This window comes from Rhodococcus sp. KBW08, from assembly GCF_003852455.1.
Taxonomy (GTDB): Bacteria; Actinomycetota; Actinomycetes; order Mycobacteriales; family Mycobacteriaceae; genus Rhodococcus_F; species Rhodococcus_F baikonurensis.
The window spans coordinates 189,506-204,203 of record NZ_QAJJ01000016.1; the positions used below are offsets into that span (position 1 = coordinate 189,506).

Below are 14,698 nucleotides of genomic sequence, written 5' to 3' on the forward strand. Positions count from 1 at the left end.
ATGCTGACTGCCGCTGCACTGACTGCCGCACTGCTCTCCGGAGGGACTGCACAGGCAGATCCCGCATATCCGGCACCTGACCCGGACCCGTTCTATTCGCAAGCAGCGGCCGAGGGGGTCGCCGGCACGCCGATCTCCGTGCGCCGGGCCCCTGACCTGATGACTTTCCCTGGTGTCGCGATCTGGCAGGTCAGTTATCGGTCCACGAACTCCGAGAACAAGCCGATTGCCGCGGTCAGTACGATCCTGGTCCCGCCGAATCAAGCGCAAGACGGACCGTTGCTCTCCTATCAGCACATCGTCAACGCACTCGGAACGGGATGTGCGCCATCTCGCGCGCTTTACGCATCGGATCCCAACATCGTCATCCGCGAAGCGCCCATCCTCAACGTCGCGCTTCAACGTGGATGGACCATTGCCCTTCCCGACCATCTCGGACCCAACAGCGCGTACGGCGCCGCGCGCCTGGGCGGACAGGTCACGCTCGACGGTATCCGCGCCGTTCAGAAAGTCCCCGAATTGCGTAGTGGCGCCAGCCCTGTCGGTATTGCCGGTTACTCCGGCGGTGGTATGGCCACTGCGTGGGCGGCCGCACTGGCCCCGAGCTACGCACCCGAGGTCAACCTCGTCGGCGTAGCCGAAGGCGGCGTTCCGATGAATCTGTCCAAGATGGCCAACGGCCTCGGACAGGATCCGCACCCGGCATTCGGCCTCGCGTTCGCCGCAGCAATGGGCCTCGAACGCGAGTATCCCGACCTTCTTCCGCTGAGCAACCAGCTCAACGACCTCGGTCGGTCGATGCGGGCCGAACTCACCAACGCGTGCACCAATGACATCCTGAGGGTCGGTGCCGGGCGCAGTGCCTCTCAGGTGTCGACGTCGACCTCCCTGTTGTCCAGTCCTGAAGTGCGAAAGGTGATGGACGACAACAGCGTCGAACTCTATCCCGGTGTGCCGACTGCCCCGGTATTCGAATGGCACACGCCCGACGACGTTCTGATCCCCATCGATTCAGTGGTCAACACGATTTCGCGGTACTGCGCCGCCGGAGCCACGGTTCAATCTCAGCTGTTCCCCAGCCCGGACCACCTCACCACGGCGGTCCTCGGTCTGCCCACCGCATTCGAGTACCTGCAGGACCGATTCGACGGAGTGCCGGCCCCACGTTCGTGCTGAATGTCTCCGGAGTGATGTATCGGGCAGGCGCGGCACATGGCCAACTCGGTGTGCCCGTGGCATCGTTGATCGTATGAGCGACACGGATGACACCGGCGCGGCCGGCAATGGCGATTACAGTCTCGATCCCGACGACCAACTTCAACCCGAAGACACCCTGATCGATCGAGGCGTGGACGACATTCTCGACGAGGGAATCTCACCACCCGAGCGCCCACTCGGACTGGACGCTCATGGGTTGACCGGCAGCGAGGAATCGGCGGGGGAGACCCTCGACGAGCGACTTGCCGAAGAAGAACCAGATCCGTACGCGTCGCTGGGAGATCCCCTGAAGGATCCGGCAGATGCCGACGAATTCGAACGAGAGGAAGAATTCCCGAACGGCGACGAAGTCGGAAATCGCCGCGTCGGGCGTCTCGTTGCCGAAGACGAGGGCCGATACGAGGACGAGGAAAGCGAACTCGTTGCCGGAGACGTCGGAATCGACGGCGGCGCAGCATCGGCGGAGGAAGCCGCGATGCATCTGATCGACGAATCAGAGGACTGAGCGTCCGTCTGACCGTTGTGGCTGCTGTGGCTGCTGATCGGTGAGAACGATGGAATGGACGCGGTTTCCGCCCATTCTCTTGCTTTCGTACATCGCCGAATCGGCTAGGCGATGGAGGTCGCGAAGGCCGCTTTCTGCTGCTTGCACGTCCGGCCAGGCGCCGTTGTGTATGGCTATGCCGATGCTCGTCGTCGAGAGTGGTTCGCCTGTGGGGGAGTTCATGATGGGGGCGATCCGCGCCAGTAAATCTCCGACGTACGGCAACGGCATCATCTGCACGACGACGAACTCGTCACCGCCGACGCGAGCGATTGCTGCGTCCGATCTGGCCCAGTCGTGAAGTCGATAGGCCGTGCGCAGTATGACGCGGTCGCCGACGTCGTGACCGTAGCTGTCGTTGAAGTGCTTGAAATTGTCGATGTCGATCACCACCACCAGCAAGGACTGGTCGAGGCCGGATTTCGCTTGCAGGAGTTCGGAAGTCCGCCGTGAGAGTCCGCGTCGATTCAACAGGTCCGTCAACGGATCGAGTTCGGAGCTTTGAGCGTCGTTGCTCAGGAGCGCCAGAGCAATCTGCGTGACCACCGGTATGACGGTGATGACAGGAATGGCAAAGGCAATGCGTCCCAGGACGTCTGAGAGGCCGGAAGGTACATCGGTGAATACGCCGATGCTCGCAACAACGATGACCGCCCCGGAAAACAGCAAGTGCCACAGCTGAGCTCGAAGATTGTGAAAGAACGCTATGTACGATCCGACGAGTCCGAAGACGAGGCATCCCAGCAGCCTTTGATCCGGATTGGCCTCCGCCAGCACGATCACCGCGACAGCGAAGTCGCCCGCGATGACGAAAAGATACGACCGTTCCCGGGTGGTCGCGGTGAACGGCAACGCTGTACCGCCGATCATCACGAGCACTGCGACGACGACGTCCATCGGAAATCCGATGGCTTGTACCGAGTGTGTGCCCAGACGCTTGAGAAGAATCGTGACGCCCAGGATGAACACCAACACGCCGATGCCTATCCGAGTCGGCATCAGAATTCCGTTGTCGCGCAGGAATCGTGTGAATCGGTCAAATTGGTCTGGCACTGCGAGCCAGCGTTGGACAGCCTTGTCGGTGCCGCTCATCGTGGCCACCGGCAATGAGCGGCCGGTCGAATACAACGCATGCGGCGACAGTAGTCCGCAGCGATGACAATGAACCTGCGCCGCCTCCAGCGATTCCAACTCAATACGTCACAGTGACGTATTAGGGTGGTGTGGCTGGAGGTGGCCTAGACTCGTTCATTGTCATCAATCCGCATCAGACGGCTTGTCGAGTGGTCTTGCCACCTGAGCGGCAAGGCTACTAGGCAGCCACCAAGCAGCCACCTGAGGTCAGTAGCAATCCAAGGCAGCCTGCCGGCGGGCAGCCGACTCGAGATGATCAACTCACGCAAGGTGGCCGGCAAGTCAGGACGGAAGCACGTGAGCAGTGTGCAAATCACCTACGGATCGACATACGAAGGTGACGTGCGACAAGGATGCGGGAAACGAACCATGGGCTGATATCCCCAGGTCGGTAATTTGCCGATAATCTACATTATGTCAAGTAGTGGATATTCGAACGTCCCCCGCCAACTCGTCGGTTAGCTTTGTCCACATGGATTCCGTTGCGCTCGTCCTCGGCTCACCGCGTGGTCGTCGGTTCTGCGCGAACGTCGGGCATGCGTGCCATGCCGATGCACGCTCGTCCGGTAGTCACTGGCCACAATCGACGGAACACGCGCTCGGAGTTCTCGACGCTGTTGATGTCCGCGCGATCGCAGAAATGTCGGAACTCGAGATATTGCACTGTCTCGCATATGCCGTGGATTGTGCGCGCTACTGGGAGCCACCCGACGAGGAAGACCTGATCTTCGTCCGTCCTGAGGTGATCGCGGCATTGCGCCCGATCACCCGAGCCGTTCTCGACTCGCCGCACACTGCCTGGTGGACCGAGCCGGTTGACCTCCTGAACCAGCACCTGGTTGAGAAGCGAAACCCCATCTACGGCTGGTCGGACCTGCCCTTACGGATTTACCGTACCGAAGACGGCCTCGAACAGTGGCGCGCCGAGGCCCTCGACTACGAACGTCGGTTTCTGGAGTATCAGATCGAAGATCCGGACCGTCATATCGGAGGCGAATGGTGGTCCACCCCTTTTGCCAACGGCACCACCGAAACAACCAGAGCCCGCGACGGTATCGGGGCTCTCGGGGTATTTCTCGAAGAAGACAGCTCCTCGAACGAAGCTCGGGTGCAGCCGGTAAGGACCTACGGCGCGCCCCGCATCTACGAGATTACGGGTCCACGGGACTGGGCGAACCTGGTCGATACCTATCCCCTGCCAGTGCCGGCATCACGTCGCTCCGTTTGGTACGACACGACCGGTGAATACCGTGACTGGTTCATTCCGGACTGGGTTTCGATGGCCGCAGATTACGACGCAGTCCACCTGACAATGATGGCGTACCTGACCACGCCGGGCATCGCGATCCCGTTGTCGCGCAACGCGGGTGCCACCGTACTCGCCGGGTGGGATCCGGACGCCACAGTCTGGCTACGAAGCAACAACATCACCGTTGACGGCGACCCGACGGGCTGACGTTCGGCTACACCGAATTCAGCAGGTGCGGCCGCACGGCCAGCCACCGTGCGGTGTCCTCGATCCCCTGTTCCAGGGTGAACGTCGGCACCCACCCGAGTAGTCGCAACGCACGATCGTTCGACGCGTAGGCGCCGGCAGTGTCACCGGTGCGTCGGCCTGCAACGACCACGTCGATGTTTTTGCCGAGCACGTTCTCGAAGGTGCGAATGAGTTCCCATACCGTGGTTCCCCGCCCACTGCCCACATTGACCACAGTCAGGCGTGATGAATCAGCGGTGATCCGGTCGAAGCTTTCCAATGCGCGAACATGAGCGTCCGCAAGGTCCCACACGTGAACGTAGTCGCGCACGCCGGACCCGTCGCGCGTCGGCCAATCTGTCCCCGCGACTCTGAAAGGTGTTCGTGTCGAATATGATTCGAACAGCTTTCCGAGTGCGTGTGTGGGGCGTGCCGATGCTGTTCCGCTTCGCAGTTCGGGATCTGCCCCCACAGGGTTGAAGTATCGGAGAGACATCGCCGACAAACCTGTGGCCGCCACGATGTCGTCGAGCATCGTTTCGAACTGCGCTTTGCTGTGCGCGTAGGGACTCTGCGGTTCGATCCGCCAATGTTCGTCGACACATCCACCGTCGCTCGGCGCGTACACCGCCGCAGAGGAACTGAATACGAAACGCTTGCACCCGTTCCGAAGGACACTCGAGACCAGCGTCAGTGACTTGGAGACATTGTTTTCGTAGTACCGCGCCGGGCTGCTCACGGAATCTCCGACCACGATCAGAGCCGCACAGTGAACTGTGGCATCGATATCGGGATGATCCGCGAATATCCTGTCGAGCAGTTTCTCGTCCGCGATGTCACCGCAGTAGAACGGGAATCGGTGTGCAAACTCGGCACGGCCGGTCAGCAGGCTGTCGAGGACAATGACATCCATCCCGGCGTCGACGCATTTCGACGCCACGGTGCTTCCGATGAATCCCGCTCCGCCGGTGATGAGGACTTTCATGCTGCTCCCCCGGCATCCTCGACGGCAGTCCTCGCACGACGGAGGAAGTGAGACACGCGTGCGCGCGCCAAGTCCCATCCGCGTAGGTCGCGCCCGTCCCGGATGGAGAGCCGATCACGGTCGAGAAAGAGCGGCACCATAACCAGATCGCGGTACAGCGAGTGCAGCCGCGGGCGATCCGCCAACCACAGCGTCCATTGCCACCACCAACGCGCCGAGATGGTCGTCACTCCGGTACTGACGCCGAAGATCGATTCCACCGCCGCCCAGTGGACGTTCACCGCCCGACGGACATCGCGTGGCAACTGGCGTCTGGAGAGCGTCACAGCGAGTTCCGGTTCGGAAGTGAGCAGGTACCCCACGTCGAAGACGCTGTTCAACGACAAATCGGCGCGAATCAAGGCCCGATCGGCGAGTCGCGCGTGAGCGATGACATGCAGCGTGACATCGGCAATCTCGAGTCTGGATCCTTCGGTCCCCGCGCTGATTCCTCGTATCGCAGATTCTCGGGTCAACGCATGACGAGCGAACCGCGGAAGCAAGTGCGAATGAATTTCGACGGAGCCGTGACGGTCGTCGCGCAGGAGCGCAGGTTCCTGGTGATCGTCGCGATCGATGGAATCCCCCACCACCTCGTCCGGGCGGACCATTCGATAGCCGAAGTCGAGGATCGCGTCGTTGGCCGGAACGGCGTGTGCGGGATCGACGACCAAGAGGTCGATGTCCGTCATCCGTCGCGCTGCCGGATTCGGCCAGATTCTTCGCTCGAGAAGGGCAGCACCTTTCAGTGCGACCGTTGGAAATCCGCTGCTGTGTAACAACTCTTGCAGTTCTACGCGCTGCGCGTCGAGGTCCGCGATACGACGCGCGTTTCGGTGGTGGACAAGGCTCAGCGTCAATTCCGGACTCGACGCGGTAGCTCCGGACTCCGACAGCATTTCCGCGAAACTCGCAGGCAGGACCGAGGCGAAGCCGGCGTCGACTGCGCGGGCGGCCAGCAGCGGCAACACCTTGTGCCTGGCAGCGGTGTCGATGACTCTCGGCCAATCCTGCGGCGAACACGAACGGATGAGGTCGGCCCCGTGCTCGGAGTCCAGCATGGAAATCAGGTACCGGGTGTCACGCATGACGCCACCAGTTTCTCCACGGCGTCGGCGCCGGTATCGCCGTGATGCCGAATCATTCTGTAGCACGGGGCATTCGAGAGTAGAGCAGCGGTGTTTCTCAGAGTCAATCCGTGATTGTCGGACCACAGGGCTGATTGCTCGGCCAGTGACTGTATCGCCTGGGCTGCAGGCATCGGTGCGATGCGTGTCGTCCCCTCGTCCCAACCGTCGAGAATCAGCACCAGATCGATTCTGCGAACCGCCGAGTCGGCGTCTGGCGGTATCGACAGAGTTGACGGGTCCAGCGCCCACACCGGCGGGGCATACGGGAGATACAGCGAATCGTGTGCCTTGACCTCGGGGAGAACATCGAACGTACCCGCTTTGAGGTGAACTCGACGCGGTAAGCCCACCGATTCGGTGCCACGAATGAACACGCCTTCGTCAGCGCGCAATTGTGCGCCCCGTAATGCAAGGGCGAGAGCCAAGGTGGTCTTGCCGGCGCCGGAGTGTCCGGCGATTGCCACTCGCACACCGTCGCAGTCGACCAGAGCAGCGTGCAGGCGAGTCCACTGTTCGCCATGGGCGGCTTTCATGACATCCCGGTGCACGCTGCGGTACACGTTCTCTGCGAGGTGGAGGGCGTCGAGACCGGTCAGCGTGTCACTGCTGCCGTCGATGGTCGATTCGATGGTGGCGTCCCAGAGCCCGAACGTCGATCGGTTTCGCTCGATCCGGACTCCGACGTCGTATCCCGCAGGCCAGGGGCTCGCAATTCGATGCTCGACGACACCGAGTTCAGGGATGGCGGGGCCGCGCACAATCGCATCAACCCACAGGTAGTGCGCCCGGAATTGCGGTACGTGGTTGCCTGTCACTGGATTCTCACACCAGCAGACGCGAGGCGCTCAGCTGTCCATAGGTCTCGTTCACTACCGACTCCGCATCATGGACGGGGATCTCGAGTACCTCAACGACCGCCTGGACGATGTCACTGACGGTCCGGCCGTCACACAGTTCCCACACCAAAGTCGCGACGGGGTTGAGGTGATGGGCAACTTCGCTGGAGCTGTCGTACAGCACGACACCGTCGGTGAGATCGTTGCTCTCCACCGCCTGTGAGCGTTGGGGCCTCGCGTCTTCGAGTAGTTCGGTCAAGATACCTCCTTGTTGCGGCGAATCCGATGTTCGTGTCGGTGGTGAGGTCAGAGCGAGAAGCGTCGTGAGTATTCGGATTCGATTGCGCCCGAACGAAGCAGGCTGCGGGTGGAGGCGATGCCGGGGGCGAGTGTCAGACAGGTGAGCATTCCCCCGGCATTCGCCTCCACCAAGTAGTCGCCCAGAGTTCGGTGGTGACCCGCCCACTTTCCGAATGCTTCGGGATCTGCCTCCGGATCCGCAATCGCGTCGAGAATTCGCTCGAAGGCGCGCGAGTGAACGAGAACAGCGTGAACTCCACGGTTCTCGGGACTGGTGCGTAGCATCGCCGAACCGTCGAGCAGCGCTCCGTCCCTCGATTTCGCGTCGTGTCCGAGTTGGACGACATCCCAGGGGCGGAGATCGAGCTCTCGACGTGCATGTTCCAGAATCGACGCCGATGCGTCCAGCACATTCACGTCGTCGGCAGTGATGAGGACCGAATCCCAGCCCTTCTCGGTAGCGCGAGCAACCGCACGACGCCACGAGACGGCAAAGGCGGCATCCTGATTCGTGGCGTCCTCGAAAGCCGCCACTCTTTCCACCGCTGCCACGCGCGGTAAGCGAATGAATCGATGCCAGGACGCCTTCCACCTGTCGATGTCGAGATCGAGATTCACGACGACAACACCGAGGTCCGGCTTCGAATCCTCGATAACCGGGTCGGGCTCTCCCAGTACTCGGACCGGCGACAGAGAGCGATCGAGCACGACGTCGACTGCGCCCCGCTCGAGCAGATAGGTTGCCAGTGATAAATCTGATGGCAGGGATCCGCTGATGCTTCGTGAGAGTTCGTCTCGCAAAGTTCGGTATGCCGCCGCACGAACAACCAGTGCAGCCCCGACCGGGTCTTCGCCGTGCGCGTGGACGACAGCCGAATCGGCCTCAGCGGGGAGGTCGTCGGCAATGTTTCGCAGTTTGTACGCAAGGGCGGGTTCGATCACGCGCGCCTCGTCCAGAAAAACCACAGACTTCCAGCCCAGCAGAATTGCCTTGTCGAGTCCGGCGACGAACGCAGACGCCGTCCTCCACCCGTCCAGACCGTCGTCCTGCGACGGAATGGCACGGTGAACGGTCAGTTCGATCGACTCGGCCTCCGCCAGGCATGAACGCCAGGGAGCGACTCGGCGGTCGTCGCTGAGAACGATCACCCCACCAAAGGCCAACTCGGGTCGCTGGACGCTCAACTCGGCACGGCGACGAATCTCGGGATATGAATCACCGAGGTATTTGGAGAACTGACGATGGAGCGAATCGATGTCCCAACCGACCTCGTTCCACCCGAGCAGGTAATTGTGAACGCGGTCTTCCCAATTTATGCGGTACGGAACACCCGCGGGACGCTCGAATCGATGGTGCCAACCGAATTCCGGAAGGCAGACGACCTTGCCGCCGTTGATCCGGAACTTCTCGTGGATGTATCCCTCTTCACCGCCGAATCCGGTGAAGTGCGAGTTCAATCCCGGCCAAGCCTCACGCCTGCAGGCGAAAGCGCCGAGGCCTTGCATGACAATCTCGAAAGGCATGTCGGGGTGCTGCTTCGCGCGCGGATCGACTCCCCACGAGCCGAACATTCCGTTGCGCCACCTGGGGTCCATGTGGGTAGCCGCGATGTGTGAGGAATCCTGGGAGAGCATCGGTCCCTGGATCAAATCGGCGGTTTCCGGATTTGCGTCGAAATACGCCAGCAGCGCCGACAACGATCCCGGTGCCAGGATCACATGCGAGTCGAGGACCAGGACATACTTTCCGGTTGCCTTGCGGAACAGCACGTCCCGCACCGCAGTCGATCGAACGTCGGTGAACGGAATGTAGCGGAACCGATCGATGTACTCCGCAAACGATTCGAGCATCGGCGCCGGCAATCCCTCGGGATTGTTGTCCAGCAAGACGAACTCGACTCTGTCCAGAATCTCGCGATGATGGACCAAGATCGAGTGGATCGTGAAGTATGCGCCGTCGAAATCGTCGTAGGTCGCGATTGCAATGGTGAGATCGGCCGGTTTTCCGTGCGGCGGAGTCTCCTTCACCTGGACTGAACCCGCGCTCTGAAGGTTCTTCAGAGCGCGGTGCAAGGCGACGTCGAACTCGGTCATCGGTGTGCTCCCTGGTAACCAGTGGCGTCGTATCGGTTACGCAGGCTCGGTGGGATCTGTCGGCGGAGTCGGGACAGTCGGGACAGTCGGCTCGGTGCGCGTGGTCGGCACGGTCGGCACAGTGGGGACAGTCGGCTCCGTCGGCGCGGTGGGGCCGGTTGGCTTGGCTGTAGTAGTTCCACCCGAACCTGTGGAACTACCGGTTGATCCGGAACCTGTGGAACTTCCCGACGATCCCGAACTACCCGAACTTCCCGACGACCCTGAACTTCCCGACGACCCTGGATTGCCCGGCTCGTTCCCTCCGGGAGTATTGCCACCGGGTTGATTCCCGCCGGGCTGCTCACCGCCTGGTTGACTCGGATTCTGCTGGCCACGACCAGGCGCTCCGGAAAGATTGGGCGTGTCACCGGCTGCGAAGGCCGGTGCCGCACCACCGAGGCTGATGGACGTCACGACGGGCACAGTTACCGCCGAGGCCGCCAGAACTGTCTTGACGAACTTGCGTCGATCAACCGGAACATTCTGAAAAGCGTCGCCGCCCATAGCGTTTCTCCCCTGCCTGCGAGACGAGGTCGTCCTCACTCGATGTCGGAGCAAACGCTAGCATCCATCTGGCAACTTTACAGACTGAACGCGCCGATATTTGACGGTTATGCGAATTTGAGACCGGACTGGACCGACAGTTCGGGCAGGAGTACGGCGAACTCTTCCCGGCCGTACCGCGCGTTTGTCCTGGTCGACAACCGTCAACCGACCGGCATCTCCCACGGTGCCACGGGAAGAGTGTTTCCGGTCTCGAGGTAAGACTTCAGGTTCGACAACACGGCAGACCATCCGCCGGCAACCTCCATCCGGGCCGATTCGTCGGCGAGATCGGTGTGTTTGACGGTCAGGCGCACTATCGCGTCGAATGCTTCGATGTCGAAGCTCACCCGCGAGATGTCGACGCCCGGTTCGCCGTTCGGGTCGGCCCAGGTGGTGACCAACCTCGACGGGGGGTTGCTCTCGACTACGGTGCCGACCACATCGGCGATGTTCGAACCGTCGATCCGGCGGTGCTCCCACGTCGATCCGGGCTGCCAGTCGGAGACGTTGCTGTGTCCCCAGTATTCCGCTGTGGCCTGGGCGTCCGTCAGTGCTTTCCACACGTTTTCGGGCGTGCTGGCGATGTAGGTGACGTACACGAAACTGGGCTTGTCGGCCATGGCTTCCTCCGCGAGTCTTTTGACGGCACTGAGCGCGTTCAGGCGCGGTACCTCGAATTTGTTGATCCACCGCTCTCGAATTTCTTCGAGCGCAACGGGATTGAGATAGTGGAGTTTGGATCTCCCCTGCCTGACCGTGCTGATCAGATTTGCATCCTCCAGCGCGTCAAGGTGCTGGGTGACTGCCTGCCGACTCATGTCGAGGCTGTCGCACAACTCGCCGAGTGACTGTCCGTTGACTACGAACAAGCGGTCCAGAAGAAGCCTCCGTGTCGGATCGGCAAGCGCTTTGAACACTGCATTCATCCGGTCGTCCACCACTTCACAATATGCAAGCATTTACTTGCATGTCAATGGTTGGGCGTGCCGGGTTTCGAAAGTAGGGGTCGATGAGGTGTGATGACACCAGGCAAATGTGATCTGACCCCCAGATTGCAATACACGAGAGGTTGAGCACATGGACTGGGCAGCAATTGGAGTGGGTGTCGGGTATGCGTCGGTGGCACTGTCGATCCTGGTTTTCGTCGGCGGGTGCATCGCGCTGTTCATTTTGTCGGTCCGCCAGTAGCCACACCTCGACGAAGGTGGTGATCACCCCCGGTTCGGCGAAGTGGATCGCATCGGGAGTGATCACACTCGAGGCTGCTTGATCGATTCGGACACGGCTGCGCTTGCCGGGCTGCTCACAGAGAAGCTCGCGCGCGGTGGGACTACCGTAGGACTGTCGCCTAGAACTCGAGGAGTACGGAATGAGCATCCAGTCGGTTGAACCGCACCGCCACCGCGTAGTGGTGATCGGTTCCGGCTTCGGAGGACTGTTCGGCACTCAGGCTCTCAAAAAAGCCGATGCCGACATCACGATGATCGCGCGTACAACCCACCATCTGTTTCAGCCGCTCCTCTATCAGGTTGCCACCGGCATCCTCTCGGTCGGCGACATCGCTCCCGCCACGAGACTGGTGCTGCGCAAGCAGAAGAACGCCCAGGTCCTGCTCGGCGAGGTCGAGACCATCGATCTCGAGAACCGGACGGTGACCTCGCGTCTTCTCGAACGCGTCACCGTGACGCCGTTCGACAGCCTGATCGTGGCAGCAGGTGCCGGTCAGTCGTACTTCGGCAACGATCAGTTCGCAGAGTTCGCACCCGGCATGAAAACGATCGACGACGCCCTCGAACTGCGCGGACGAATCCTCGGCGCGTTCGAACAGGCCGAGCTGTCGGACGATCCTGCGGAGCGCGCGCGTTTGCTCACCTTCGTCGTGGTCGGCGCCGGCCCCACCGGGGTGGAGTTGGCCGGACAGATCGCCGAGCTTTCCCGTCGCACGCTCGACGGCGCTTTCCGGAAGATCGATCCGCGTGAAGCCCGCGTCGTGCTCCTGGACGGTGCCCCTGCAGTGTTGCCCGTGTACGGCGGGAAGCTCAGCCGCAAGGCGGCCGAGACGCTCGAGAAGCTCGGCGTCGAGATCCAGCTCGACGCGATGGTCACCGACGTCGACAACGACGGTCTGATCATCAAGGAGAAGGACGGCACGCTGCGCCGTATCGAGTCACAGTGCAAGGTGTGGTCCGCCGGAGTTCAGGCGAGCCCGCTCGGCAAGCAACTCGCAGAGCAGAGCGGCGGCGAAACCGACCGTGCCGGCCGCGTCATGGTCAATCCTGACCTGTCGCTTCCAGGACACCCCAACGTCTTCGTCATCGGCGACATGATGTCGCTCGACAAGCTCCCCGGATTGGCGCAGGTCGCCATGCAAGGCGGCAAGTATGCGGCCAAGCAGATCAAAGCCTCACTGGACGGTAAGTCCCCGTCGGAACGAGTTCCGTTCAAGTACTTCGACAAGGGCAGCATGGCAACCATCTCGCGCTTCAGTGCGGTGGCGAAAGTCGGCAAGCTCGAGATCAGCGGCTTCATCGGGTGGGTCGCCTGGCTGGCAATTCACCTCCTGTACCTCGTCGGATTCCGTTCACGCGCCTCGACGCTCTTGTCGTGGGCAGTGACGTTCTTCGGGCGTGGCCGTGCTCAGATGGCGTCCACCGAGCAGCAGGTCTTCGCGCGAAACGCAATGGGCGAGTTGGAGAAGAAGAACAAGGAAGCGACGGGGTCCGGCGGCGCTTCCAACGGCGAAACCAAGAAGACGGCAGGCAAGCAACAGAAGGCTGCCGGCTGATCGATCAGTATCTGAGCGAATGACGAAGGGCGGCAGCGGAGTTGAACTCCACTGCCGCCCTTCGTCATTTGATCGACTGTCGTGTCGTCAGTTGCCGATCTTCGCCACCTCGGTGATGTTGGCGAGGCGAACCTGCCCCTTGGAAACGAGTCGGTCGTTCTCGTCGGTGATGCGAACCTCCCAGAGTTGCTGGGTACGTCCGCGATGAATCGGTGTGGCTTCTGCGGTGAGAGTCCCTTCCCGCGTTGCGCGCAGGAAGTCGGTGTTGTTGTTGACTCCGACCACGTGGCCTCGCTCGCCCAGCCACACGGTGCCGCCGACGCTGGCGAGAGACTCCACCACCGAGCAGTAGACGCCTCCGTGCTGGATCCCTGCCGGCTGGTGCAGCGTGGGCTTGACGGTCCACTGTGCCCGCACACGGTCCGGGCTCAGTTCGGTGTATTCCAGGCCGATGGTGGCGTCGAAGCCCGTTCCGAGGCGTTTCATCATCTCTGCGGTCTCAGCAGTGTCGACCATGCCATCTCCATCTGTGATTCTCTGGCGCCGGTGTGGCTGCCACTCCCTATCTGATTACACGAGAGGTAACTCGAGCTTGGAATCAGGTCTGGATAAAGAACCGGCGGGTTTCACATCATTCGATGTGAAACCCGCCGTGGGAAGGACCGGGAGTCTCTGCAGCCCTCAGGACTCCGGCGCGGTCCGGCAGTTTCGCCACTCTCGCGGTGTGCAACTCTCCGCGAGGTGTTCCACAATCATAGGCAAGGCTGACCTAATTTAGCAAGCCCTTCATCGAATTGGTTCCAACGAGGACGCAGCGAGACCTTGCGGCGCGCGCGGACCGGCAACCCGGCTGCGACAAAGGCGTCGAGAAGACCCTGCCCCCGGCGCTGTGCTGCGGATTCGCCTTCACCGGCCAGGATGGGAACATAAGCGGCTGCGCCCAGGATCGACTCCCCCACCAGGCCCCAGAATCGGAACTGGTCGACGGGTGCACATCGGGAGACGGCGTCGTAGATGGCACGCAGCGATGTCAGGCAGCGGTGCGCAGTCCAAATAAGGAGCGCCTCTTCGCAGGGCATGTCGACGACGCCGTCGCTTCCGGCCTCTCGCCCGTTCGGGGCCACCCGCAGCGTCTCGTCGACCACGCCGGCCCAGTCGATTCCACCGTCGCTGTCCATGTGTATGAACAGGTTCTCCAGCCCCGGGTCCCATGCGGACCCTTCGGAGACGATCGACGCGGCCACCCTGCCGACCACGGCATGAATGAGTGACGTCGCGACCTGGATCGCGGCAGCTTCAGCACTGTCGAGGTCTTGAAGTGAACGGGCGAACATCTGATGCACCCGATCCCCGCGCAGACCCTCACTCAGTTGCCACCAGCGCCGTTTGCCTTCGCCTGCCATGGCGGCAACCGCATAGACGCGAGGATAGTCAGGGTTGAGTGCTCGTAGGCGAACGCTGGTGCGGCTCAATGCGTTCGACCGGAGTTCGAATTCACGAACATCCGCATGCTGGGTGGTCAAGGTGACGGTCACCGTGCACTCCAATCGGCCGAAGTTGTCTTGTGG

14 protein-coding genes are annotated in these 14,698 nt (G+C 61.7%); 5 read left to right on the plus strand and 9 right to left on the minus strand.

Features of this window, described 5'->3' with window-relative positions; genetic code table 11:
• Both DBV08_RS19765 and DBV08_RS19770 read left to right on the plus strand, forming a co-directional pair.
• Positions 1-1,176 (plus strand): lipase family protein, encoded by a 1,176-nt coding sequence (locus tag DBV08_RS19765; RefSeq protein ID WP_185564782.1) that lies wholly within the window; start codon positions 1-3, stop codon positions 1,174-1,176.
• 73 nt (positions 1,177-1,249) lie between these two features.
• Positions 1,250-1,723: a DUF5709 domain-containing protein gene (locus DBV08_RS19770; RefSeq protein WP_124568580.1), complete on the plus strand. Its 474-nt coding sequence runs from the start codon at positions 1,250-1,252 to the stop codon at positions 1,721-1,723.
• Here DBV08_RS19770 and DBV08_RS19775 read toward each other — a convergent pair.
• On the minus strand, positions 1,712-2,854 hold the full coding sequence (locus DBV08_RS19775; RefSeq protein WP_124568581.1) for a diguanylate cyclase: 1,143 nt from the start codon (positions 2,852-2,854) through the stop codon (positions 1,712-1,714). The genes DBV08_RS19770 and DBV08_RS19775 overlap by 12 nt on opposite strands.
• Positions 2,855-3,368: 514 nt before the next feature.
• Between DBV08_RS19775 and DBV08_RS19780 the strand changes: the two genes are divergently transcribed.
• The gene (locus tag DBV08_RS19780; protein ID WP_124568582.1) at positions 3,369-4,352 is read left to right on the plus strand and encodes a hypothetical protein; all 984 of its coding nucleotides are present in this window, start codon (positions 3,369-3,371) and stop codon (positions 4,350-4,352) included.
• A gap of 7 nt (positions 4,353-4,359) precedes the next feature.
• On the opposite strand, the gene galE is transcribed toward DBV08_RS19780, so the two are convergent.
• Genes galE through DBV08_RS19805 form a run of 5 tightly spaced genes read right to left on the minus strand, consistent with a single transcriptional unit; the run spans position 4,360 to position 9,757 of the window.
• On the minus strand, positions 4,360-5,358 hold the full coding sequence (gene galE / locus DBV08_RS19785) for a UDP-glucose 4-epimerase GalE (RefSeq protein WP_124568583.1): 999 nt from the start codon (positions 5,356-5,358) through the stop codon (positions 4,360-4,362).
• Positions 5,355-6,485, minus strand: a complete 1,131-nt coding sequence (locus DBV08_RS19790) for a nucleotidyltransferase family protein (RefSeq protein ID WP_124568584.1) — start codon at positions 6,483-6,485, stop codon at positions 5,355-5,357. The genes galE and DBV08_RS19790 overlap by 4 nt, the downstream gene beginning before the upstream one ends.
• Complete coding sequence (locus DBV08_RS19795) at positions 6,464-7,342, minus strand: hypothetical protein (RefSeq protein ID WP_260395661.1); 879 nt, start codon at positions 7,340-7,342, stop codon at positions 6,464-6,466. Before DBV08_RS19795 ends, DBV08_RS19790 begins: the two co-directional genes overlap by 22 nt.
• 7 nt (positions 7,343-7,349) lie before the next feature.
• Complete coding sequence (locus DBV08_RS19800; RefSeq protein WP_095970129.1) at positions 7,350-7,622, minus strand: PqqD family protein; 273 nt, start codon at positions 7,620-7,622, stop codon at positions 7,350-7,352.
• Positions 7,623-7,669: 47 nt separating this feature from the next.
• Positions 7,670-9,757: a glycosyltransferase gene (locus DBV08_RS19805; protein ID WP_124568585.1), complete on the minus strand. Its 2,088-nt coding sequence runs from the start codon at positions 9,755-9,757 to the stop codon at positions 7,670-7,672.
• A 49-nt stretch (positions 9,758-9,806) separates the two neighbouring features.
• On the opposite strand from DBV08_RS19805, the gene DBV08_RS19810 reads away from it, so the two are divergent.
• Entirely contained in the window at positions 9,807-10,085 is a 279-nt protein-coding gene (locus tag DBV08_RS19810) for a hypothetical protein (RefSeq protein ID WP_124568586.1), read from the plus strand.
• Between the two features lie 421 nt (positions 10,086-10,506).
• Here the strand turns inward: DBV08_RS19810 and DBV08_RS19815 are convergent, their stop codons facing one another.
• A complete protein-coding gene (locus tag DBV08_RS19815) occupies positions 10,507-11,304 on the minus strand; it encodes a metalloregulator ArsR/SmtB family transcription factor (protein ID WP_095970132.1) in 798 nt (265 codons plus the stop codon).
• A 410-nt stretch (positions 11,305-11,714) separates the two neighbouring features.
• On the opposite strand from DBV08_RS19815, the gene DBV08_RS19820 reads away from it, so the two are divergent.
• Positions 11,715-13,130 (plus strand): NAD(P)/FAD-dependent oxidoreductase, encoded by a 1,416-nt coding sequence (locus DBV08_RS19820; protein WP_124568587.1) that lies wholly within the window; start codon positions 11,715-11,717, stop codon positions 13,128-13,130.
• An 87-nt stretch (positions 13,131-13,217) separates the two neighbouring features.
• Here the strand turns inward: DBV08_RS19820 and DBV08_RS19825 are convergent, their stop codons facing one another.
• Both DBV08_RS19825 and DBV08_RS19830 read right to left on the minus strand, forming a co-directional pair.
• On the minus strand, positions 13,218-13,646 hold the full coding sequence (locus DBV08_RS19825; RefSeq protein WP_003945020.1) for a PaaI family thioesterase: 429 nt from the start codon (positions 13,644-13,646) through the stop codon (positions 13,218-13,220).
• 236 nt (positions 13,647-13,882) lie between these two features.
• A complete protein-coding gene (locus tag DBV08_RS19830; RefSeq protein WP_095970134.1) occupies positions 13,883-14,665 on the minus strand; it encodes a hypothetical protein in 783 nt (260 codons plus the stop codon).
• Between the last annotated feature and the right edge of the window lie 33 nt (positions 14,666-14,698).